This is a genomic window from Companilactobacillus allii (genome assembly GCF_001971585.1).
GTDB lineage: Bacteria > Bacillota > Bacilli > Lactobacillales > Lactobacillaceae > Companilactobacillus > Companilactobacillus allii.
Map to the genome: position 1 here is coordinate 1559626 of NZ_CP019323.1, position 24423 is coordinate 1584048.

19 protein-coding genes, 2 tRNA genes, 1 pseudogene, 1 riboswitch and 1 other annotated feature are annotated in these 24423 nt (G+C 34.2%); of the genes and pseudogenes, 15 read left to right on the forward strand and 7 right to left on the reverse strand.

The features are described from left to right. Positions 1-47 precede the first annotated feature (47 nt). Positions 48-1364, forward strand: coding sequence for a hypothetical protein (locus BTM29_RS07540; RefSeq protein WP_076615611.1), 1317 nt, complete (start codon positions 48-50; stop codon positions 1362-1364). Here the strand turns inward: BTM29_RS07540 and BTM29_RS07545 are convergent. From BTM29_RS07545 to BTM29_RS07555, 3 genes and pseudogenes are all read right to left on the reverse strand, one after another. Further along, a complete protein-coding gene (locus BTM29_RS07545; protein ID WP_076615615.1) occupies positions 1361-2062 on the reverse strand; it encodes an ABC transporter ATP-binding protein in 702 nt (233 codons plus the stop codon). The two genes, BTM29_RS07540 and BTM29_RS07545, sit on opposite strands and share 4 nt — an antisense overlap. 2 nt (positions 2063-2064) lie before the next feature. Next, a pseudogene (locus BTM29_RS07550) lies at positions 2065-3127 on the reverse strand (ABC transporter permease). Then, on the reverse strand, positions 3128-3652 hold the full coding sequence (locus BTM29_RS07555) for a TetR/AcrR family transcriptional regulator (RefSeq protein WP_076615618.1): 525 nt from the start codon (positions 3650-3652) through the stop codon (positions 3128-3130). It abuts the pseudogene before it with no gap. Between the two features lie 359 nt (positions 3653-4011). Between BTM29_RS07555 and nrdD the strand changes: the two genes are divergently transcribed. The 3 genes from nrdD (at position 4012) to BTM29_RS07570 (ending at position 8678) form a co-directional block, all read left to right on the forward strand. Beyond that, the gene (gene nrdD, locus BTM29_RS07560; RefSeq protein ID WP_076615623.1) at positions 4012-6231 is read left to right on the forward strand and encodes an anaerobic ribonucleoside-triphosphate reductase; all 2220 of its coding nucleotides are present in this window, start codon (positions 4012-4014) and stop codon (positions 6229-6231) included. Continuing rightward, positions 6167-6748, forward strand: a complete 582-nt coding sequence (nrdG, locus tag BTM29_RS07565; RefSeq protein WP_076615627.1) for an anaerobic ribonucleoside-triphosphate reductase activating protein — start codon at positions 6167-6169, stop codon at positions 6746-6748. Before nrdD ends, nrdG begins: the two co-directional genes overlap by 65 nt. A 130-nt stretch (positions 6749-6878) precedes the next feature. Beyond that, entirely contained in the window at positions 6879-8678 is a 1800-nt protein-coding gene (locus tag BTM29_RS07570; RefSeq protein WP_076615630.1) for a heavy metal translocating P-type ATPase, read from the forward strand. On the opposite strand, the gene BTM29_RS07575 is transcribed toward BTM29_RS07570, so the two are convergent. Continuing rightward, positions 8673-9296 carry a DNA-3-methyladenine glycosylase gene (locus BTM29_RS07575; protein ID WP_076615634.1) on the reverse strand — a complete coding sequence of 208 codons (624 nt, stop codon included), beginning with the start codon at positions 9294-9296 and terminating at the stop codon, positions 8673-8675. The two genes, BTM29_RS07570 and BTM29_RS07575, sit on opposite strands and share 6 nt — an antisense overlap. Before the next feature lie 126 nt (positions 9297-9422). On the opposite strand from BTM29_RS07575, the gene BTM29_RS07580 reads away from it, so the two are divergent. The 3 genes from BTM29_RS07580 to BTM29_RS07590 all read left to right on the forward strand — a co-directional run bounded on the left by BTM29_RS07580 (position 9423) and on the right by BTM29_RS07590 (position 9965). Further along, positions 9423-9494 (forward strand) — tRNA-Glu (locus BTM29_RS07580). A 6-nt stretch (positions 9495-9500) separates the two neighbouring features. Next, a tRNA-Val gene (locus BTM29_RS07585) sits at positions 9501-9573 on the forward strand. Between the two features lie 125 nt (positions 9574-9698). Beyond that, the gene (locus BTM29_RS07590) at positions 9699-9965 is read left to right on the forward strand and encodes a hypothetical protein (protein WP_076615638.1); all 267 of its coding nucleotides are present in this window, start codon (positions 9699-9701) and stop codon (positions 9963-9965) included. A 52-nt stretch (positions 9966-10017) separates the two neighbouring features. Here the strand turns inward: BTM29_RS07590 and BTM29_RS07595 are convergent, their stop codons facing one another. Both BTM29_RS07595 and BTM29_RS07600 read right to left on the reverse strand, forming a co-directional pair. Beyond that, positions 10018-10803, reverse strand: coding sequence for an N-formylglutamate amidohydrolase (locus BTM29_RS07595; RefSeq protein ID WP_076615642.1), 786 nt, complete (start codon positions 10801-10803; stop codon positions 10018-10020). A 19-nt stretch (positions 10804-10822) separates the two neighbouring features. Next, a complete protein-coding gene (locus BTM29_RS07600) occupies positions 10823-11497 on the reverse strand; it encodes a hypothetical protein (RefSeq protein ID WP_076615647.1) in 675 nt (224 codons plus the stop codon). A 100-nt stretch (positions 11498-11597) separates the two neighbouring features. After that, a riboswitch (SMK box riboswitch) is annotated at positions 11598-11682 on the forward strand. Between BTM29_RS07600 and metK the strand changes: the two genes are divergently transcribed. Then, positions 11680-12876, forward strand: a complete 1197-nt coding sequence (metK, locus tag BTM29_RS07605; protein WP_076615650.1) for a methionine adenosyltransferase — start codon at positions 11680-11682, stop codon at positions 12874-12876. (Overlaps the previous riboswitch by 3 nt.) Positions 12877-12973: 97 nt before the next feature. Beyond that, on the forward strand, positions 12974-14452 hold the full coding sequence (locus tag BTM29_RS07610; RefSeq protein WP_076615654.1) for an MDR family MFS transporter: 1479 nt from the start codon (positions 12974-12976) through the stop codon (positions 14450-14452). Here the strand turns inward: BTM29_RS07610 and BTM29_RS07615 are convergent. Beyond that, complete coding sequence (locus tag BTM29_RS07615) at positions 14402-15046, reverse strand: phosphatase PAP2 family protein (RefSeq protein ID WP_076615657.1); 645 nt, start codon at positions 15044-15046, stop codon at positions 14402-14404. The genes BTM29_RS07610 and BTM29_RS07615 overlap by 51 nt on opposite strands. A gap of 79 nt (positions 15047-15125) precedes the next feature. Between BTM29_RS07615 and BTM29_RS07620 the strand changes: the two genes are divergently transcribed. The 6 genes from BTM29_RS07620 (at position 15126) to BTM29_RS07645 (ending at position 24403) form a co-directional block, all read left to right on the forward strand. Continuing rightward, positions 15126-16406 carry a glucosaminidase domain-containing protein gene (locus tag BTM29_RS07620; RefSeq protein ID WP_076615660.1) on the forward strand — a complete coding sequence of 427 codons (1281 nt, stop codon included), beginning with the start codon at positions 15126-15128 and terminating at the stop codon, positions 16404-16406. After that, positions 16404-16613, forward strand: a binding site (T-box leader). (Overlaps the previous gene by 3 nt.) A gap of 63 nt (positions 16614-16676) precedes the next feature. Beyond that, on the forward strand, positions 16677-19097 hold the full coding sequence (leuS, locus tag BTM29_RS07625; protein WP_076615664.1) for a leucine--tRNA ligase: 2421 nt from the start codon (positions 16677-16679) through the stop codon (positions 19095-19097). 222 nt (positions 19098-19319) lie between these two features. Further along, positions 19320-20915: a putative polysaccharide biosynthesis protein gene (locus BTM29_RS07630; RefSeq protein WP_076618816.1), complete on the forward strand. Its 1596-nt coding sequence runs from the start codon at positions 19320-19322 to the stop codon at positions 20913-20915. 90 nt (positions 20916-21005) lie between these two features. Further along, the gene (locus BTM29_RS07635; RefSeq protein WP_076615667.1) at positions 21006-21881 is read left to right on the forward strand and encodes a LysR family transcriptional regulator; all 876 of its coding nucleotides are present in this window, start codon (positions 21006-21008) and stop codon (positions 21879-21881) included. Positions 21882-21974: 93 nt separating this feature from the next. After that, positions 21975-22910 carry an NAD(P)H-binding protein gene (locus BTM29_RS07640; RefSeq protein WP_076615671.1) on the forward strand — a complete coding sequence of 312 codons (936 nt, stop codon included), beginning with the start codon at positions 21975-21977 and terminating at the stop codon, positions 22908-22910. Between the two features lie 17 nt (positions 22911-22927). Continuing rightward, the gene (locus BTM29_RS07645; protein WP_076615675.1) at positions 22928-24403 is read left to right on the forward strand and encodes an FAD-dependent oxidoreductase; all 1476 of its coding nucleotides are present in this window, start codon (positions 22928-22930) and stop codon (positions 24401-24403) included. Positions 24404-24423 lie beyond the last annotated feature (20 nt).

Below are 24423 nucleotides of genomic sequence, written 5' to 3' on the forward strand. Positions count from 1 at the left end.
AGTAACTAGAAGAATAAAAAATTGATCAATGGATAGAGGATGTAACTTTGAAAAAGATTTTTGAAACCTTTTCTGAAGGTGTACTTAATTTATTTGCCAATGTAGGTGTGGTTATACCGTATTTTTTCTGTTTATCATTGTATAATCATAATAAAGATATTGCGGTTTATGTATTGCCGTTCTTAATGCTTTACACGTTTCGATCAATTGGAATGTTATTGACTGTATATATACCTTTTTCGGCAAGTACGATGTTGATAGTCTCCAATTTATTTGGAATAGTTGGTTCGTTGATGATTGTTGGCTCCTTGAATCCGGTTCTTGGTATTTTAGGTGGTATTTTATTAGGATTAGCCTCAAGTTGGATCTGGCCATATTTTTTAACGGTTAGAACGAAAGGAAAAATCATTAACGATTTTCATATTACAAAGCTACATTGGCAAGGTTCTATAATTGCAATGATGATATTGGGATTGGTGGAATTACTCTCAATAAAATTCAGTACTTATAACGTTGCCTTTATATTATTGGCTGTATTCTTCCTGATATCATTGATTGGTAGTTACACCATGAAAAATAAAATAAGCTTTTATCATAACGGTGGATTACCAAAACACGACCGTAATTATTCAATCATTGGTATTATATTCATTATTATTCTTGTGATGCTTGTCTTTGCAATTCGTTATTCAAGATTAAAGACTATTTCACATGGATGGGATTTAATAATCGGGTTAGTTGCATTAGTTGGCTTGATTGTTTTGCTACTGTATCAATTAAAGATTCATCGTAATTTATATCCACTTAGTTTGGCATCAATCAATCGTGGGATAGTGATGAACTTCATACTCTTGTATACAATATTTGATAGTAGTTTGAGATTTGGATTCAGTACTTTGCTAACTGTTTACATAATTTACTTAGTTGGTTTTGAATTTGGTCCATTTATCTTAAAAAAGCATTTGAATATGAGATATCCGTTACTAATACTGGGCTTGATCCTATCCATTTTTAATATTACTTATTTTGTGGGTATATTACTTTGTTCATTGTTTGTTGGTTCAGATAATTCAATATTGAATAATTCATTGTATAATGATCCTAAAATTGAATCAGAACGGGCATTTCTGGTTAAATATCAATTATCTGCAGTAGGAAATATCTCGCAACAATTATTTTATATGATCATTGTTTATATAATTGGATATATGTATAACGTAGATGTTTTGAACTTTTTCAATGTTAATGGCAATGTCAATTCTAAATGGCTTTTGATAGTTAGATTAGCAGTTACATTTGGTGTCTTATTATCAGCAACTGCTACGTACCTGGTTACTAGGAATATAAAAGAAGCTCAATCTTAAGATTGGGCTTCTTTTATATTCTCTTTATTATTTAAGGTCATTTTTCCATCCATTATTTGATAAATATTATCGGCAAATTCAGTCAATCGCAGGTCATGTGTAACGATAATCACTGAAATATTATGTTTATGAGCTAAGTCATGGAATATTTTCCCAACTTCCAAAACTCTTTGGCTATCAAGTGCTGCTGTGGGTTCATCAGCTAGCACCATATCTGGTTTCGTATACAACGCTCTGGCAATTGCTACACGTTGATTTTGGCCACCGGATAATTCACCGGGATATTTGTTGATTAATTCATCGATATCCAATTGTTTAAGTAATGATTCGAGTGCCTCTTTATCCAGATTATGATTTTTTTTAACTTTGTCGACTAATTGAAACTGTTCTTTAACAGTAAGATACGGTATTAGATTATATGCTTGTAGAATGAATCCGATGTTATTTAGTCGTAATGAATCACGTTGTTTATTGGATAGAGACTTGATATCCGCGTTCTCTAATTGAACATTCCCACTTGACGGTGTTTGTAGTCCACCCGCAATAGTTAAAAATGTGCTCTTTCCTGATCCTGATGGACCAAGAACTAAGTTGAGTTCACCTTTTTTGGCAGTGAAATTAACGTCTTTTAGTACATGTACACGACTCGAACCTTCACCAAAGTATTTATTTATATTATTTAATTTTAATATTGTCATAATTAACCTCCAATTACACTAACAGGATCTACTTTCAAAATTATTTTAATAGGTATTAAAGAACCTAGTAGTCCAGTGAAAACAAGTCCTAGACTGACTGCTGATAGGATAGGAATATTGAAACTCATCGGTACTGCGGAAGGAATTATTAGTGCGGTTATTGCTGTAAGAGCAATTCCGACCAGTAAGCCGCCAACAACTAAGGTCAATGATTGAGCAATTGTTGCAGAAATAAGTGTCTTATTTGGAATACCTTGTGCACGTAATACCGCATAATTTTGAATTTTTTGAATGGTCAAAATATATAGGAAGACTGCGATTACGATCAAAGAAATGATCATTAAGAAGGCAATCATGAAAGTAAACGTTGAATTCTGTGCCGAGTAACCTGGCAATTCGTCAATAAATTGTTTAGTAGAGTAAGTTTTTAACTGCGAATTATTGGCTTTGTAGTTACTTTTTTTAGAAACAATGGCGCTTGCAATAAGTGTATTATTAACGCTCTTCAGTGTTTTCCAAGTTGTTAAAGTACCGTATACAACAGGGGCAACATTTAATTTGGCATTTTTGACGAATCCTACAATTTCATATTTTGTACTATTTGAGTTGAATTCTAGGTTATCACCAAGTTTGTATCCATCGTTTTTGAATTTTTCATCCACTACGATTTGATTGCTACTTTTGATATTGTGCCCAGAAGTAAGCTTTAAATTTTTTGCAATGAATTGATTAGTGTGAAGTCCGATAAATTGTGCTGATTCTTTGGTTTTACCAGATTTTTTTTGCGACGACTGCAGCTTGTCCGATATATGCGTCGTTTTTAGATATTTTTGTATTCTTTACTTCATTTTTAGTAATTAATGATTGAGTCAAGCTGGTATCAGAATCTTTATCTAATACGACACTTTTTATATTCCAAGATTCGATGGCGTCAGTATTTTCTTGAGCCAATCCCATTGCTAGACTAGTTAGAATAAAGATTAAATAACAGATTAAAACAATCATCCCTATTATTAATCCGTATCTAAACTTTTCCTTTTTTATTTCTTTCATTGATAGAAACATTTAATCATCCTCTTTTGCTAAAACATGTAAAACATTGTCTAATTTTTTTAAAATCATTTCTTGGGACTCAGGATTAATCATGATTTTTTTTAGCGCATCATGAATTAGGACCTGTGTTGCCCAAAAGTATTCGTTTTCAATTATCACTTGATTATTGAAAGTGGAAATAAAAAAGCTCTCATTATAGAGCAGGTGCATCTTAACAATGGCATAGTAACGGCTATTGGTACTTTTGGTAATAAAATTTCTAATTTGTTCAACATAACTATCTGGAGTTAGGCCATCAGTTGTATCAGTTGAAACACTTTGATGTATTTCCTGTAATGCATGATGATAGATGTATTCATATGCATCGTTTAGATCCTTAAAGTATTTATAAAAAGCTCCACGTGCAATTTTACTTTCTTTAACTATTCTCGACACTTTGGCATCGGCCAGGGTGTGATGTGAAAATTCATTTAAAAGAGCATCTAAAATACGTTCTTGCTTGTCCTTATTTAAATTCTTGAATGTATCAGAAGCCATAATTCCTCCTAAAGTGACAAGGTGTCACTTTTAACTTATGTTATTGAGTATATTTACTATTGGATAAAGAGTCAATGGTTTTCACTTAACTTCCGATAAACGAAAATATATAAGATGTTATCGTTATATATATAAATGTAATAAAAATCAAAAAGCCCAAAAATATTTCTTGAATAAAATTCTTGATTTTTTATAAAATATCCGATCCAAATTCATGAAACATTTAGGAAAAATAAATTTATATTAACCAATTGCATACCATATATAGTGTGAAACAAAAACACTGTACTACTAGATATTGATTTAATGGATTTAACCACATATAATTAATCCATTCAATTGAAAAGGGTTGTGTGACTATGTACGAATTAAAAAGCCAAAATATACTGGATACTTTAAAGAGTATTTCAGTATTAAAAAGATCGGGAACCAAGACAGATTTTTATCCATACAAGATTGATTTTGTCTTAAATAAGTTGATTGACGATAAAGAAGTCATTAATAAAATTGAGTATGATTTGGTTTATAAATATCAAGATTCATTTTTGATTGAGACAAGCCAATTACATGATGATCTAATTCTTTTAATGAACAAATACAATTACAAAGCTTCTTCAAAACAGTATCAAGAATATTTTCAACTTGAGCAAAAGAACTTTGAGGATGCTACTAATATTGAAGAGAATATCAATAAACTTTTTGGCAATAACGAAAGAATTGTCCACGAAAATGCTAATAAGGACAGTAATATTTTTAATACACAACGTGACCTTGAAGCTGGGGTAACAAGTAGAGCTTTAGGATTGAAGATGTTACCAGAATTAGTTGCTAAAGCACATTTACGTGGTGATTTACATTGGCATGATCTGGATTATTCTCCAGTTACACCAGAAACTAATTGTTGCTTGATAGATTTTGATGAGATGTTAACTAATGGCTTTAAAATTGGTAATGCCTGGGTGTCTTCACCTAGATCCATTCAAACGGCAACTGCTCAGATGTCTCAAATCATTGCCAATGTAGCTTCTCTTCAATATGGAGGCTGTTCTGCAAACCGTATTGATCAATTACTGGCTCCATACGCACAATTGAATTATGACAAGCATATGAAAGATGCTAAAGAATGGGTCGCAAAAAATAGACGAGAAGAATTCGCAAAGGCTAAAACAAAAAAAGACATTTACGATGCAATGCAAGCCCTAGAGTATGAAATAAATACACTTTATTCTTCACAAGGACAGACACCTTTTACGACTATTAACTTTGGACTGGGAACAAATTGGATCGAGCGAGAAATTCAGAAGTCTATTTTAAAAATTAGAATAAAAGGATTAGGAAAAGAACATCGTACAGCAATTTTTCCTAAACTAACATTCACTATCAAACGTGGATTAAATTTGAATCCACAAGACCCAAACTATGACATCAAAGAGCTTGCCCTTGAATGTTCCACAAAACGTATGTATCCGGACTTATTAATGTATGAAAAAATTAAAGAAATTACTGGTAGTTTCAAGACGCCAATGGGATGTCGTTCATTTTTACAAGGCTGGAAGGATGAGACTGGTAAAGAGGTCAATTCAGGTCGAATGAATCTGGGTGTAGTAACTGTAAACTTGCCTCGTATTGCCTTGGAATCAAATGGTGATATTAATTTGTTTTGGGAAATTTTTGACGAAAAAATGAAACTTTGTAAAACAGCCTTAGAATATCGTGTTGAGCGTACTAAAGAAGCTAAACCCGAAAATGCTCCGTTATTGTATATGTATGGTGCATTTGGTAAAAGATTAAAGGCAGGTGACAGTGTGGATGAGTTATTTAAGAATCAACGTGCCACTGTGTCACTTGGCTATATCGGGCTGTATGAAGTTTGTACTAAATTTTTTGGTGGCAGTTTTGAAGATAATAAGGATGCTCATGAATTTGCACAGAGCATTGTAAAGGCTCTTAGAGACAGATGTAATAAGTGGGCAGAGGAAAGCGGATATCATTATAGCCTTTATTCCACACCTGCTGAATCGCTAACTGACACATTTTGTAGAGATGATATTAACAAATTTGGGAAAATCACCGATATTACAGATAAGGAATATTATACGAATAGTTTCCATTATGATGTTAGAAAACATCCATCACCATTTGCTAAGTTAACTTTTGAAGAGATTTTTCCACACTATGCATCGGGTGGATTCATCCATTATTGCGAATACCCTAATTTGAAACAAAATCCTAAAGCATTGGAAGCTGTCTGGGATTGGGCTTATGACCATGTCGGATATTTGGGAACTAATACTTCGATTGATCAGTGTTTCAAGTGTGGATTTAAAGGTGAATTCAATGCCACAGCTAGAGGATTCGTTTGTCCACAATGTGGTAATCATGATCCACAGTTTTGTGATGTTGTTAAGCGTACATGCGGTTACTTAGGTAATCCACAACAACGTCCAATGATTCATGGTAGACACGTAGAAATTGCTTCACGTAAAAAGAATATGACACCGGAGATGATACAAAATGCTGCACAATACGAGGTATCCAAACAATCCGACACCCAAAGAATGGCTAGCCAAGAATCTTAGTCAAAAGTTCATTGCTGATTATAAACCGTTCAATTTTGTCGATGGTGAGGGAGTTCGTTGTAGTCTTTATGTCAGCGGTTGTCCATTTCATTGTCCAGGTTGTTATAACGTTGCAGCACAGAATTTTGGCTATGGTAAGCCATATACACAGGAACTTGAAGATAGGATCATAACGGACCTTGACCATGATTATGTTCAAGGACTGACTCTTTTGGGTGGAGAACCATTCATTAATACTCAAGTTTGTTTGCAGTTATGTAAAAGAGTTCGTAAGGAATTTGGACATGACAAGGATATTTGGTCATGGACTGGATACAAATGGGAAGAATTGCAGAAAGAATCAGATGACAAATTAGAGTTGATATCGTTATTAGATATTTTAGTTGATGGAAGATTTTTAAAGGATAAGATGGATCTAACTTTACAATTCAGAGGTAGCTCCAATCAAAGAATTATCGATGTTCCGGAGACTTTAAAAACTGGCAAAGTTGTTATTTGGAGTAAATTGGTAAAATAGACTCAAATGAGTTCAAGCTTGTTTTATGCTTAGAACATATGATATTTATATTAAAATGGCATAAGTATGTAGGAATGTATTAAAAATTTCGGCTTAATGTTATCTTTGTTTTAGATAAGGGGGTAATATTATGAATTCAGACAAATTGAAACTGTATAGTACATTAACCATTGGTGTTGTTGCCTTTGTTTTTGAGTTTTTGCTAAAAGAACCCCTTTGGTCTCAAGTTATTATTAGTGTTTTAGGATTGATATTGGCACTGATTATGTTCGTTGATATGATCAAGGTTTTGAGAAGTGGGAATTTTGGTGTCGATTTGTTGGCCATAACTGCAATTGCTGCAACAATATTATTGGGTCAGTATTGGGCTGGATGGATTGTTTTGTTGATGCTAACAGGTGGTGATACTCTTGAAGAGTATGCAGCAAATAAGGCTAAAAGTGAGCTAAAAACTTTATTAGATAATACACCTTCTAAAGCACACTTAATGATTGATGGTGTGGTTAAGGATAGAGATATTGACGATGTTAAAGTTGGAGATATTTTACTGATTCGTCCAAAAGAACAAGTTCCAGTTGATGGTATTGTGATTGAAGGTGAATCAAACGTTGATGAATCTTCATTGACAGGAGAATCGGTTCCAATCAATATTTCTAAGGATTCACATGTTATGTCAGGATCAATTAATAGTGAAGTACCATTTAAAATGAAAGCTGAAAAAATTGCTGCAGATAGTGAATATCAAGCGATTGTAAGATTAGTTAAAGAGTCCGCCACTAATCCAGCACGTTTTGTAAGATTAGCTGATAAATACGCTGTTCCGTTCACTTTGATTGCGTATGTGATTGCAGCAATAGCATGGTATATCTCAAAAGATCCGATTAGAATTGCGCAGGTCTTGGTTGTCGCTTCACCATGTCCACTTATATTGGCAGCACCGATTGCTTTTGTATCAGGGATGAGTCGTACTAGTAGGAATGGTATTATCGTTAAATCTGGAACGGCATTGGAGAAAATTTCATCGGCTAAGTCAATTGCCTTTGATAAAACTGGAACAATTACAAAAGGAAAATTAGTAGTTGATAATTTTGCTGTGAAAAATAATTTTGATGAAGACGAAGTGTTAATATATGCAGCGTCAATCGAGCAAAGTTCTAGTCATGTTATGGCACAAGTCATTGTGGATTTTGCTGTAGATAAGGGATTGAAGCTTAAGAACGCTGAAAATGTTAAAGAAATAACGGCCCAAGGTATTGTTGGTGTAATCGATGGATTAGAAATACGAGTTGGTCAAGAGGACTTCATTACGAATGAATCTGTCAATGAAGTAAGTGGTTCAGGTGTTTATGTGTCAATTGATGGTAAGTACGCCGGTGTTTATAGCCTTCTTGATCAAATTAGACCAGAGTCTAAGGCAACAATTCAACGTTTAAAGGATTTTGATATCAAAAATATTATGATGATATCTGGAGACAAAAAAGAAGCAACCGAATCAGTTGCTTCAGAGGTTGGAATCACACAAACATATCCAACTAGTTTGCCAGCAGATAAAGTGAAAATCATTCAAAGCCTACATAAGGATTATCGCCCGGTTATTATGATTGGGGATGGCGTTAATGATGCTCCAGCATTAGCTTTAGCAGATGCTGGTATAGCTATGGGATACAAGGGAGCTAATGCCGCTAGTGAATCAGCTGATGCAGTTATTTTAAAGGATGATCTAAGTAAAGTGGGGGATGTTGTTAAGATCTCTCGTGATACTTTAAAAATTGCCCGTGAAGCTGTTTTGATCGGTATTTTCATTTGTATAATTCTAATGATAATTGCTGGATTCGGATTGATTCCCACTATAATTGGTGCGATGTTGCAAGAAGTAGTTGATACAGTGACTATTCTTTATGCATTACGTGCTAGAAGCGACAAATTATAACCAACCATATGAATCCAAATCCATATCCTTTTTGTATATTTTGGATACATACGGATTACCTTCAACGATAAAACGCATTTTTTTAGAAGTCCATGGTTCCTTATTTGGGACACCAATTCTAGGTGTTGCCAAGATGTTTTTGGGAATCTGGACTTTTTTTGTTGAAAAAATAAAATTATCTGAGTTTAAGAATGTTCCTGATAACTGCTTATCCCTTATACCAAAGGACCTGATCCATTTTGCTGGTCCATTTGACACGTCAAATCCAGTTTTGTGGCGATTTTCTTCCATCATTTCTAGACCTTTTAGTGGTTGAATACCACGGATCAAGATACCGTTTGGAACACCAGCTTTTTGAATGCTGATATCCATATCAAGCCAGCTATGTATTGAATAGATATAAATGGTCCCACCAGGCTGGTATAAGGGATCATTAGCTTTAGTGTGTCGGCCGTTATAACTATGTGCTGCCATATCTTTTATTCCTAGGTATGCTTCTGTTTCTACAATGATACCTGAAAAAATTCCTTGATCAGAATTATACGTAAAAGTATGGCCTAGCATGTCTTTGGCAATGTCCATTGTTTCGTTATTTTCAAAGTAATTTTGTATATCCAATATGTCCTCCAATAATTTTTTTGAGAAAAACAAGAAAAAGACTTGTCACGTCTTTGTTCTTAATATATAATATTTTTTGTGCTTGAGAAAGAGTAACTTATCTAATACTTTTTATAAGCAGAAAATGACCCGTTGGTCAAGTGGTTAAGACACCGCCCTTTCACGGCGGTAACATGGGTTCAAATCCCGTACGGGTCACTATTTGGAGGATTAGCTCAGCTGGGAGAGCATCTGCCTTACAAGCAGGAGGTCACAGGTTCGATCCCTGTATCCTCCATCATAAAGATGGAACTTAAAAAGATATTCACGTATGTGAGTATCTTTTTTTTGCAAATAAATGACAAGGCTTACATACTAGGTTATGATTGTGGTATTCAAATTTATCATAGGAGTGTGATTAAAATGTTAGAACATCACTTTGCGCCAAAAGTAACTGAGGCTGATAAAGATAGGCTCGTTAAACTAATTAATGATAAGCCATGGATAGTTCCTTCAACAATGTTATTGGAAATTATTCCGGTATCAATTGTTGCTTATGGATTTTTTAGAAATTGTCGTTTAAGAACTAAGCTTAAAATTGAACGTGAAAAAACAATGCAAGCTTATATGAAACGTACTAAATCAGGTGAAATGTCGATGGAAGAACAACATTTTTTGAAACGGTTGTAGAATATAATAAAAGCACGAGATTGACGTAATTTTGTCATAATCTCGTGCTTTCTTATATACTAATAAGATTTTGTTGTAGATCTAATGCAATCTTTTTTAAATTTGATTGAGTTTCTTTGAATAATTTACTATCAAAATTAGTCAATGTCTCTTCGCCAAAGTCTCTATCCTCAATGTATTTATTGTAGCGTATCTCCACTTGCATACTGTTGATATGTTCATTTTTACCGAAATGTTTAGTTATTTTACCACCGGTAAATGGGAAATTATCAGAGACAGTGTATTTGTTTTCAAATAGTTTGTTAGTTAACCATAGGCGATTGATTGAAGTACTCGTGCCATCGTAGTCGTTACCAATAACAAAATCAGCCGGTGACATTTTTTCAAATCTAGGGTAATAGTAAAAACTGTGTAGATCTACTAAATAAATATCGTCAAACACTTCTAGTTTTTTGGTAATTAATTCTGTCAGTAACTGGTGATACGGTAAATAATAATCATCCATTCTATTTCTTATAGTGATATTGCTCAAAGGAACATTGTACAGTGGATGATCAAAAGAATTTTTATTAGGGATAGCGTTGTGCGTAGTATCCAAAAAGAAATTTTGCCTGTTTGGGTCAGCAACATAACGGTTTACATTGTTTTGAATAGTTGTAAATCCCATGTCTGGTAAGAAATCATACAATTCCTTTAAGAACCAATCGGTATTAGTTAATCGTACATTAGATATTAAATCTTGCTTCATTTCATCAGGAACGTATGTACCGCTATGTGGTAGGCTAAAAATGATTGGATAATCATGTAAAGTTGAGTTGAAATAATCAATTCTTTGCATCTAAGTCCTCGTTTCTAGATTATATTAAAAGTAGAAGGTTGCCAATAAGTCGATAGAATAGGTTTGATGTGGAAATCTGTTTGAATTTTTTTAGCAAAACGGCTACAACTATGAAAACAACAATTGTGATAGAAGTTAGAATACTTACATATCCTAATAAGAATAATACCAAAGTTAGAACGACTAGTGTTACTAATTGAGCATAGTCAGCTTTTCCGCCATCGAAATAATCTACTAAAATCGCTGCAATATTCACTAGTAATAGTGGAACCACGAAGGTAAATGAGACAAAATGCATATATGTATACGCTATGGCAATTGACATAAAGCTTGGTATGATAAAACTATCAATAAGTATCTGAATCAGTTTGTATTTTTCGCTGATGTATTTGGTTAGGAATAAGAGCATCAATTGAATGAATATCAAGATAATAACGTTGATATTTAAACTTCTAAACGATAAGAAAATTATAATTACGTAAATTGCACTATAAAGTCCATTGAAATACATATTGGGCTTTAGTGTTCGGATATATTCCTTATAAAAGGCAATCATAGCTATCATAATGGCGAGAAACCAATTTATAGTGTAGTTACCTAAACTATGAGTGAAGATAAAAATAAATGGGAAAACGTGATAACTGATGAACTCGATAACAGATACAATTAATTTCTTATACTTTAAATTGGCCATAACTACTCCTTGTTTTATAAAATTATATTAATGTAGAAAACGGACATCGTCAATTCAATATTTTCATGAAAAAAATTTGTTTTGAATTAAATCTGTGTTAATCTATTAAGAGGTTCCTGATGGGATCCTTTTTTTATTTGCCGTAAAAGGAGAAGCCCTGTAACCGAAAGGTGGAAAAAAATATGTCAAAGAATTACTTATTTACTTCTGAATCTGTTTCAGAAGGACATCCAGATAAAGTCGCAGATCAAATTAGTGATGCGATTCTTGATGCCATTTTAGCTAAAGATAAAGATGCACGTGTTGCCTGCGAAACAACCGTTACTACTGGCTTAGTATTGGTTGTCGGTGAGATTTCAACATCGGCTTATGTTGATATTCAAAACGTTGTTCGTAATACTATCAAAGAAATCGGATATGATGGTACAAATCCTGGTTTTGATGGTAATAGTTGTGCTGTTCTAGTTGCACTTGACGAACAATCACCTGATATTGCACAAGGTGTTGATGATGCGCTTGAAAAACGTGGACAAGATAAAGATTATGATCCATTGGATCAAATCGGTGCTGGGGATCAAGGTTTTGTATTTGGTTTTGCTACAAACGAAACTAAAGAATACATGCCACTTCCCATTTCATTAGCTCATAAACTTATGCGTAAAACCGCAGAAGTTAGAAAGAACAAAACAATTGACTACTTGATGCCAGATGCAAAGTCACAAGTAACAGTTGAATACGATGAAAACGACAAGCCAATACGTGTTGATACGATTGTCTTAAGTACACAGCATAAAGCTGAAGCTACTCTAGAACAAGTACAAAAAGATATCAAAAAATACGTTATCGACGAAGTTGTGCCAAGTAATTTAATTGATGATAAGACTAAGTTTTTGATTAATCCAACTGGTCGCTTTGTTATTGGAGGACCTGAAGGTGATTCTGGTCTAACTGGTAGAAAAGTTATTGTTGATACTTATGGTGGATTTGCTCGCCATGGTGGTGGTGCATTTTCAGGTAAGGACGCAACTAAAGTTGATCGTTCTGCTAGTTATGCTGCAAGATATATCGCTAAGAATCTTGTTGCCGCTGGAATCGCTGAAAAGGTTGAAATCCAAATTGCTTATGCCATTGGTGTTGCAAGACCGGTTTCAATTCACGTAGATACATTTGGTACCAGTGATTATTCAGAAGAACAGATTGTTGAATGCATTGATAAGTATTTTGATTTAAGACCATTGGGTATTATTGAGATGCTTGATTTGCAAAGACCAATTTATAAACAAACAGCTGCATATGGCCATTTTGGACGTACAGATATTGAACTTCCATGGGAAGAACTTGATAAGGTTGATGACATCAAGAGCTTCTTCAAGGATTAGTAGGTGATTACAGAGGCGTTCCTTTGAAGCAATTGCTTTTAAAGGAGTCTCTGTTTTTTTTTTGCAATTTTTAGATTTTGGGGAGGAATTATTTTTAATGGAACAAAAAAATAAATCAAATATAGCAATTGTTACCACAGCAATTTTTATTGCTACATTTATGACGGCGGTCGAAGGAACGATTGTTTCAACGGCTATGCCCACAATTATTGGAAGTTTACATGGGGTTAAATTAATGAATTGGGTTTTCTCAATTTATTTGTTAATGACAGCCGTGTCCACACCAATTTATGGTAAATTATCAGATATTATAGGGCGTAAACCAGTTTTGTTATTTGGACTAGGATTATTCATCGTGGGATCAACGCTTTGTGCAATGTCTAATTCAATGATGACATTGATAATGGCACGTGTTATTCAAGGATTAGGATCAGGGGCTATCCAGCCACTAACATTTACAATTATTGCTGATATTTATCCATTGGATAAACGTGCCAAGATTCTTGGATTCAATGGTTCGGCGTGGGGAATAGCTGCAATTTTGGCTCCTTTACTAGGTGGATTCATTGTTGAAAAATTGAGTTGGCATTGGATATTCTTGATCAACTTACCTGTTGGATTGATCACAATGGCTTTAATTTGGATCTTCTTAAAAGAAGAGAAGCGAGAACATGATAAGGTGAAAATTGATTACACCGGAACAGCATTATTAGTTCTGATACTTTTACCATTAATGTTAGCTTTACAAAATCTAAGTTCTGCCAATGTATTTATTCCTATCGGATTAGTACTTGTTTCAGTTATTTCAGTATTTTTGTTTATTAAAGTTGAAAAAAGAGTGGCAGATCCAATCTTGCCATTACAATTATTTAAAAATAAAACATTTATCATTCAAAATATTATTGCATTACTAGTAAGTGGTTTTTTGATTGGATTTGAAGCTTATATTCCAACATGGATGCAAGGAATTCTCGGACTAAGTCCTTCTATGGGAGGCTTTGCGGTAACACCAAGTTCAGTTGTCTGGATCATTGGATCGTTTTGGGCTGGATCATTGATCAAAAAAATGGCTCCCAATCGTGTTATCTATATAAGTCTGATTTTTCTTGGATTAGCCAACGTAGCATTATTATTTGCAAACGTTTCATCACCATTTGTATATTTCTGTGGTTTGGCTGCAGTTGCTGGATTAGGATTTGGACTAACGATAACGACGACGACTGTAACAACGCAAACTGTTGTTGCACCTGAAAATGTCGGTGTTGCAACTAGTTTTAACACCTTATTACGTACGATTGGTCAATCAATGATGGTTTCAGTTTATGGTATTATTCTTAACACTGCCTTAATTAAAGGTGCAGCTGAGAATAAAAAAATAACTGTCGATATGATGAATCAATTGATTGATCCACAAACCGCCAGTTCCTTACCAGTAGAGCTTTTACCCAAAATGAGACAAATTCTTTTTTCTGGATTGCACAATATGTATATCGCATCTCTAGTATTATTAATATTAGGCCTAATTTTAAACGCCTTTGAGCTTAAGAATAAGAAAATTCTTGGTTCTGAACAATAGAGTTGTAAAAGTTATGATAATCGATGCTAATAAATAACCTCCAACAACATCACTAGGATAATGAACCCCTAGAAATATTCTGCTGTATCCAACCAATAAAACAATTGTAATGGCAACAATGCTAGCAATTACTTTGACACTTAGTTTTTTGAAAATGAGTAAGGCAACAATTAATAGTGAAATATAAAGTGCAAATGAACTTGCAGAGTGACCACTAGGGAAACTGTAACCACCAGCGTATACATAGTGATGGTGCAGTGGGCGTGGTCTTCTTATATTCACTTTGATTGTATGATTTAGCCAAGAAACTATAATTTGGTTCAGTGCTACGAAAAATGCAGCACTGAAATTCCTTGATACAGATAATACAATTACAGAAATAATAGTTAGAACTATGATTGTGTTAGTGTTTCCAAAAGAGGTCATAAATCTAAAGAACCACAATGAAAATGAATTGTGGTGATAAACTTGGTTGATGACAAACTTGTCAAATAGACTAATAAAGTGAGATTTTGTTGCAACGGAGAAACTCCAAATAGTAAAGCAGATTATTAGCAATATATTAGAAAAAAGCACAAATTTTGATATTTTCATTATTTTTACTCTCAATTGTTTAAATTTTGTTTAAGAAATTATATAATAATGCATAGGTATTCATGTGGGGTAAAAGAATATGACAATTACACGTCGTCAGCGTATTCAAGAAGAAAATCGCTTAACTAGATTAAATAATAAAAGCGTTAAAAGTTCAAATATAAGCAAAAATGTTACATTTTTGGGTGGAAGCCTAGTTTTAGGCGGAGTGGTTACTTCACTTGCAAGTGTAGAAACTACTGTGCCAGTCTATGCTGAGGCTACATCTGCAATTAGTGCAATTAGTGCAATTAGTGCAACTAATACAGTCGATACAAGTACTGATATTGTTACACCACGTGGTGTTGGCGATACAAACTTTATAAACTATATTGGTAATTCAGCACGCAAATTGGCCAATAACAATGATATCTATGCCTCAGTAATGATTGCACAAGCAATGGTTGAAAGTGGCTGGGGTACTAGTGGACTTGCTAGTGCACCTAACTATAATTTATTTGGTATTAAGGGTTCGTACAATGGTGAGTCAGTTAATATGGGAACTCAAGAAGATGATGGTACTGGTAGTCTTTATTCGATCAGTTCTAATTTTAGGAAATACCCATCATACAAGGAATCTCTTGAAGACTATGTGTCTTTAATTAGAGGTGGAGTTTCAGGTAATCCTGAGATTTATGCTGGAGCTTGGAAGAGCAATACTACTTCTTATGAAGATGCTACAGCATATTTGACAGGCCGTTATGCTACTGACACTACTTATGCAGACAAATTGAATGCAATTATCAAGAAATATGATTTAACTAAGTTTGATACAGCCGATGGTTCACAGGATCAAACTTATGTATATGCACAAGGTGACACACTACAGTCGGTCGCCGATAAGTTCAATATGACTGTTGAAACATTGATGGATCTTAATAATTTGAAGACATCTAGCTACGTGTATCCAGGTAAGACGTTAACAGTTCTTAAGGTTATTGGTAATGATAATCAAGAACAACCAGTCACTGTGAATAATTTGTCTAACGTTGTTGGAACAACTAGTTCAGATTCAGACACTACTTCAGATGTTTCGGATGTATATGGTAAGAGTCAAGCACCAGTTATCGTTCAAGACGAAACAAACGGAGTTAAAAAATATGACTCTTCAAATAGTTCATCCAATGTTGCAGTTGCAGTTAAGAACACTTTAACATCAGATGATTCGAATAGTAACTCAAGTGATGATACTGTTACCGTTCAAGATGGTGACACGATTGATTCTATTGCTGCACAGGCAAATACAACGACTGATCAGATAAAGCAAGACAATGATTTAAATTCTGATTTATTAGTTGTCGGACAGAAGTTAATGGTATAGTATATAAAGCAACGGAAATAGTAAATTTAAAAAGAATTTCAGAAAGTACGTGGTTAATGTGAACGTATAACTTTTTAAATTGAACTCATCCATTTAATTTAACTGCTGAATTTAGTAGGTGGTTACGAATCGTCCGCGTTAAGGATTTTGAGAGTCACTTCTTTGTGGAGTGGAACTTAGGTGGTAACGCGATAATTCGTCCTATGATATCTTTAATTTAGATATCATGGGACTTTTTTATTATCGTGAATTTTTTTTGGAGGGTGTAAAATGTATAATCACAATACAGTTGAGAAAAAATGGCAAAAGTACTGGAAGGAAAATCAAACTTTCAAGACTACTAATGACAAAAACAAAAAGAACTATTACGCACTAGATATGTTCCCTTATCCATCTGGACAAGGTCTACATGTTGGACATCCAGAAGGGTATACAGCTACTGATATTCTTGCACGTATGAAGCGTGCTCAGGGATATAACGTGTTACATCCAATGGGTTTTGATGCATTTGGATTACCTGCTGAGCAATATGCAATGGATACAGGACATAATCCTGCAGATTTCACTGAGAAGAATATCCAAAACTTCAAGCGTCAAATTAATTCATTAGGATTTTCATATGATTGGGATCGTGAAGTTCAGACTACTGATCCTAAGTATTACAAGTGGACACAATGGATATTTGAACAGATGTACAAAAAAGGTTTGGCTTATGAAGCTGAAGTTCCAGTTAATTGGAGTCCAGATCTTGGTACAGTTGTCGCTAATGAAGAGGTTATCGACGGTAAAACAGAACGTGGTGGATTCCCTGTAGTTAGAAAGCCTATGCGTCAATGGATGCTGAAAATCACAGCCTATGCTGACAGATTGCTGGATGATCTTGATTTGATAGATTGGCCAGAAAGTATCAAAGAAATGCAACGTAACTGGATCGGTAGATCCATTGGGGCACATATTGACTTTGCAGTTGATGGCTTTGATGATAAGAAAATCACAGTCTTCACAACTCGTGCTGATACTGTGTTCGGAGTTTCATATATAGTGTTGGCACCAGAAAATGATCTAGTTGACACAATTACTACAGATGAAAATCGCGAAGCAGTCGAAGCATATAAAGCTGAGGCCTCACGTAAGTCAGATCTTGATAGAACTGACTTGAATCATGATAAAACCGGTGCTTTTACTGGTTCATATGCAATAAACCCTGTAAATGGTGAAAAAGTTCAAATTTGGATTTCTGATTATGTTCTTGCTACTTATGGTACAGGTGCAGTTATGGCTGTTCCTTCAGGTGATCAACGTGATTATGAATTTGCAAAGAAATTTAATTTGCCTATCGTACCAGTTATTGAGGGTGGAGACCTTTCTAAAGAGGCCTATACCGGTGATGGTGCTCATATCAACTCTGGATTCTTAGATGGATTACATAAAGATGATGCAATCAAGAAAATAACTGAATATCTAGAAGATAACGGTTGTGGTAAGAAGTTCGTCAATTACAAACTTCGTGATTGGTTGTTCTCACGTCAAAGATATTGGGGTGAACCAATTCCTATTATCCATTGGGAAGATGGTGAGACAACTCTAGTTCCTGAAGATGAATTACCTTTGAAGTTACCAGCAGAAGCAGATATCAAGCCATCTGGTACAGGTGAATCACCACTCGCTAACTTGACTGACTGGGTTAATGTTGTTGATAAGAACGGTCGTAAGGGCCGTCGTGAAACTAATACGATGCCACAATGGGCTGGTAGTTCTTGGTATTATCTAAGATATATTGATCCACATAATGATGAAAAACTTGCCGATTATGATTTATTGAAAGAATGGCTACCTGTTGATCTATATATTGGTGGTGCAGAACATGCGGTACTTCACTTGTTGTATGCAAGATTCTGGCACAAAGTATTATATGATATGGGTGTAGTTCCAACTAAAGAACCATTCCAAAAGCTATTTAACCAAGGAATGATTTTGGGTGATAATCATGAAAAGATGTCTAAGTCAAAGGGTAATGTTGTCAATCCAGATGATGTTGTCGAGTCATTTGGTGCAGATACTTTGAGAGTTTACGAAATGTTCATGGGTCCATTGGATGCATCTATTCCTTGGTCAGAAAATGGACTTTCAGGTGCTCACAAATTCCTTGATCGTGTGTGGAGATTATTCATAAATGATGATGATTACAGCACACTTCGTGAAGGATATGTAGTCGATACAAACGATGGTAAATTAGATAAGATATATAATGAAACAGTTAAAAAGGTAACTGAAGATTATGATGCATTGCGTTTCAATACAGCAATTTCACAAATGATGGTCTTCGTTAATGAAGCACATAAAACTGACTCTATGCCTAGAGAATATGCTGAAGGATTCGTTAAGTTACTTGCGCCAATTGCTCCACATATGATGGAAGAATTATGGAGTAAGTACGATCATAAAAATTCAATCAGTTATGAACCATGGCCAACTTATGATGAAAGTAAGATGATCTCAGATACTGTTGAATTGATTCTTCAAGTTAATGGTAAATTACGAGACAAGATGGAAGTTCCTGTCGGAATGGGCAAAGAAGAAATTGAAAAACTTGCTCGTGAAGATGAAAAAGTCCAGAAATTTACTGAAGGTAAAAATATTGTCAAAGTAATTGTTATTCCTAATAAGATTGTAAATATCGTTGTTAAATAACATTTTTTATTTCAATTAGAGATTATGATGTAAAAATCATGATCTCTTTTTTTAAGATTTCGTTGCATTTATTGAAAATTAAGAGTAATTTAAGGTTTCTGAGTTCACAATTTTGCTATAATTGAGAAGATAGTTTTTAAGGTGGTGCAGGACTTGAACAAAAACCGTGATGATGAAGAGGTTACACCAGTTCTAAATCCTGAAGCTTCAACACAAGATACAATGTTGAAGGGTTCAGCTTGGATGACTGCTGGTAGTATTTTTTCACGTATTTTAGGTGCGATATATATTATTCCATGGATGGCCTGGATGGGTTCATCCTATCCGCAAGCCAATGCTTTGTATGCAAAAGGGTATAATATCTATAGTTTATTTATTATTATTTCTACTGCTGGTATACCAGGAGCTATTTCAAAGCAGATTTCACATTATAACGCTTTGGACGAATACTCGACTGGTAATAAGTTATTCAAACATGGTTTAAAAATAATGACCATAATGGGTGTAGCTTTTGGAATATTAATGTATTTTGGTGCACCGTTAATGGCAGCCATTTTTGCTGATGGTGATCCAAGAAGTATTCCAGTTATTAAGTCATTGGCAATTGCTGTCTTGATAATTCCAATCCTGAGTATAATGAGAGGGTACATGCAGGGATATTCTGACATGGCACCTTCAGCTATTTCTCAATTTATTGAACAGATTGCTAGAGTTATCTATATGCTTGGCGCAACATATTTAATAATGGAAGTTAATAACGGTAGTTATATTAGCGCAGTTGTTCAGTCAACCTTTGCGGCTTTTATTGGTGCGGCATTTGCTATAGCTATTTTGGCATTCTCATTTATAAAAAAGCTTCCTCATTTACGATCTTTGTCTAGAAATGGGAAAGCCCCTAAAGAATTAAACAAGAATTTTACTAGAGAAATTTTTGAGCAGGCAGTTCCATTTATTATTTTGGACGCTGGTATCACTTTCTTTAATTTATTTGACCAATCAACATTTAATCAATTTATGAGAATGTTTGTAAAAGCCACTGGTGATCAATTGGATAATTACTATTCCTTATTTGGTTTCCAAGCTAACAAACTGATTATGATTATTGTTTCATTATCAACTGCCATGGCAGTTACAGCTATTCCCATTCTTTCTGGGCTGTACTCTAAGGGAGTTAAAAAAGATATTGAGAATCAGATTTCTAATACATTAGAGTTGTTTTTCTTTGTCATGATTCCCGCATCCTTGGGGATGTATGCTGTGTCACAACCATTGTGGACGACATTCTATCGTTATGATCAGTTGGGTATTTTAATGCTACAATTTAGTTCAGTTATCTCAATATTGTTAGGATTATTTACGGTTCTTTCGGCTGTTTTACAAGCTTTGTATCGTAATGGACTAGCAATTAGATACTTTGTTTATGGATTTATTGTAAAGGTAGTAGTACAAATTCCAATGATTGGATTATTCCATGAATTCGGCCCATTAGTTGCAACAAGTATAGGTATGGGTGTTGTTTGTTGGTTGATGACCAAAAAGCTGCATGATATTTATCCATTTGATACTAATCGATTGTCGCGTAGAATAAGTGGTATCATTCTGTTCTCATTGATTATGTTTGCCGTAGTCGTTCTTATCAACTGGATAGTATTCCATTTTGTAGGAAACTCTAATCGAGTATTGAGTATGGTTATCTTAGTTGTGGAAGCTGTTATTGGTGGTTCGATCTACGGATACCTTGTTTTGAAGACACAATTAGCGGATAAGATACTTGGTAGTAAAGTTGAACGCATTAGACGTTTAGTTAAAATTAAGTGAAAATAAAAGCTGACCGGTTTGGTCAGCTTTTTGTGTAGAAAATTTGTGATGGATCAGATTGCTTATAAATAAGAAGATGGAGGTTATATAATGAATTCTATTCGTTTACATTATTTTTGTGATGTTGCCAGATTACGAAGCTTTTCAAAAGCAGCTGAAGAAAATTACATTTCACAAACGGCAATTAGTCAACAAATTGCTAAGTTAGAAGATGAATTACAAATAACTTTATTAGATCGATCAAAGCTTCCTATTGAATTAACAAGAATTGGACAGGTAGTGTATCATCGTTCAAAAATAATATTGGAACAGTATAATGTTTTGAGAGGTGAAATTGTTCAAATGAAACAAACGGATAAGGTAGTGACGGTCGCATATCCCAATGGAGCAGTTGAACCAGTAGAGAAATTTGTGTTACCAAAAATAAAAGAAATTGTTGGTCTAGAATTGTTTTTAGTAAAAAGTGATTTGAATGATATTCAAGATAAATTATTAAATAAGACCGTAGACTTGGCGATTACATTTGATTCTGAAATTACCGAGACGGGCCAGTTATCTACTTTGGATTTAACAAGTGGAAATTATGATGTTGTAGTTGGTGAGAACCATCCCTGGTATTTTATTGATGAAATCAAGCCAGAACAATTAATAAATGAAAAGGTGATCTATGTTCAAAATCGGCCTAACACTAATTCATATTTAAAAATGAAAGATCATTCACAAGCCGACAATGTTCCATTGAATATAACAGCTACGGTTTCTGATATTGATACCGCATTACTATTAGTTCAATTGGATAAGGGAATTACTTTTATGCCTGATTATAAATCTTTAACTAATGAATATAAGAATTTACATCGTGTAAAATTATTAAATAGTCAACATAAATATAGAATTTGCTTAGCTTGGCGTAAAAATGATCAAAATGGAAACTTACAAAAAGTGATAGACAAATTCGATAGATAGAAGCATTCACTTATGAGGTACTAAATTTCGATGTTGGTATTTGATAAAATATTCACATATGATTGATTTATCAAATTAAAGGTGGTACTTACTATGGATAAATATGTTTTTACTGGAGTAGACGGTAATTTTGGTAGAATTGCTGCTGAAACTGCTTTGAAACTTTTAGATAAATCTCAATTGATATTTACTGCACCAACACAACAAGGCGTTGAAAAGTACGCTAAACAAGGCATTGAAACAAGAATAACTGACTTTAATGACTCTGTAGGATTAGCCAAGGCATTTACTGGTGCTACTAAAGTATTGTTAATATCTATGCCTTTTGTTGGAACTAAACGTCAACAAGCACATAAAAATGTCATTGATGCATGTTTAGCTTCTGGTGTAAAACAAATTGTCTATACATCACTTGTTAATGCTAGTGACCCAACCAATCCTAGTATAGAGAAAATTGATCATGCATGGACTGAGTCATACGTTGAAAATACTAAACTTGATTATATTTTCTTGCGTAATTCTCAATATGCTGAAGCAATGATCTCCAATTATTTTGCTATGTTGGAACAAGGTGTGCTATCCAATAATCAAGCTGAAGGAAAGATGGCTTACATTTCTCGCCAAGATTGTGCAATTGCCGCAGCATATGCAATGGCATCTAATTTGGAACATTCTATTTTAAATATTAATGGACCAGAGTTAATTACTATTTCTGACTTAATTGCTATTGGTAACGAAGTAACCGGTAATAAGTTAGCTTATCAAGAAGTTAGTGATGAAGAGGACTATGCTGTTTTTGATAAAATGGGAGTTCCAAGAAATACAGATGGACAATTCAAGAAGGGGAGTTCGGCACCATTTTCTTCTGATGGGATGGTAACTTTTGGCCAAGCTATTCGTGAAGGCAAAATGAGTACTTTCTCAGATGACTTCTTGAAGCTAACCGGTTCTAAACCACGTACTGTAAGAACAATGTTTGAGCATGCTGATGATTATCAAATTGGTGCTAGACATTCAATTGATGCTTAAGTTGGGATGGTGATAAAATGACTGATATAAAAACAGATATTTTAGTTGTTGGTGCAGGAGCTTCAGGAATTGGTGCTGCTTTATCGGCAGCTGAAAAAGGAGCAAGTGTTGTTCTACTTGAAAAAGGTGACAAATTTGGTGGAGCCGGTATGTTTGGTGCACAAGGATTATTTGCCGCGGGTAGTGAATTACAAAAGGAAAATAATATTGATTATTCACCAAAAGATGCTTATCAAGAGATGATGAATTATACACATTATCGTTCCAATACAAGATTGACGCGGGCAATTATCAATAAGTCAGCTGATACAATTTCTTGGCTGTCGAAAAATGGATTAGAAACAGAATTGGTTAATAATACGCAAGAGGTTCATCAAAACCATCCACGTGTTTACCATCAATACATTGATAAGTTTAATGGGTTTCAAAAACTGATAGACAAGTTTATAAGTAATGGTGGTCGATTATTTACAAAAACTGTAATTAAAAAATTTAATTATACTGATGGTAATATTGTAAATGTAGTTATTGATAAAGATGGTCATGAAAGTACAATCTATTGTCAAAAGATCATCTTTTCCGATGGTGGATTTGTTGGTAATTCTGAGATGGTCGATAAATATTTACAAATAAGTAGTAAGAATCTTTTTAGCATGGGTGAACGCAAGGCTACAGGTGATGGAATTAGGATTCTGGCTGAATTAGGTGCAGATACTAGTGGTATGGGTGTTTTTGAAAATCACGCTGCGTCAGTAGTTTCAAATACTGATCCTAAGTGGCATAATGACACAATTTTTACACTAACTAATTTGCCATTTCTATGGTTGAATCGTAATGGTGAACGTTTCGTCAATGAAGATATTTGTTACGACTTTGCCCTATGGGGAAACATTACATATACTAATGGTGGGTATTATTATTTTATTTTGGATCAAAATACCATAGATTATTTGAAATCTAACCAATTAGATTGGACAAATTCTTTTGAAAGAACATTCACTACTCTTGCTCATACTCCAGTTACTCATGTTGTTGGTCCTTTTCCAAATATTGAATCTGATATTCAAGAATCAATCGATAAAGGTGCTACGGTAGTAGGTAAGGATGTTTCAGAACTATCCAAATATTTAGGATGCAATCCAGACACCGTAAATAGGAATTTAAATGAATATAATAAAATTATTTCTGATAACAATGATTCTGATTTTGGTAAGTCTACAGAGTTTTTGAAATTCCCAGTTTCTAAAGGTCCATTTTATGCAATCAAAGCACAGTCCACTACGCTTGGAACTATTGGTGGTGTCAGTGTTAATGATAATCTACAAGCACTTGATAAAAATGGAAGAGTTATTAAAAATGTTTACGCTACTGGTAATAACGCCAGTGGGATGTATGATACATCATATCCAACGCTTGAAGGTATAAGTTGTGCATTTGCCTGGAATTCAGGACGACTTGCTGGTGAAAGTGCTAAAGCAACATTAAATAAATAAAAAATATCGCAGATAGTGTT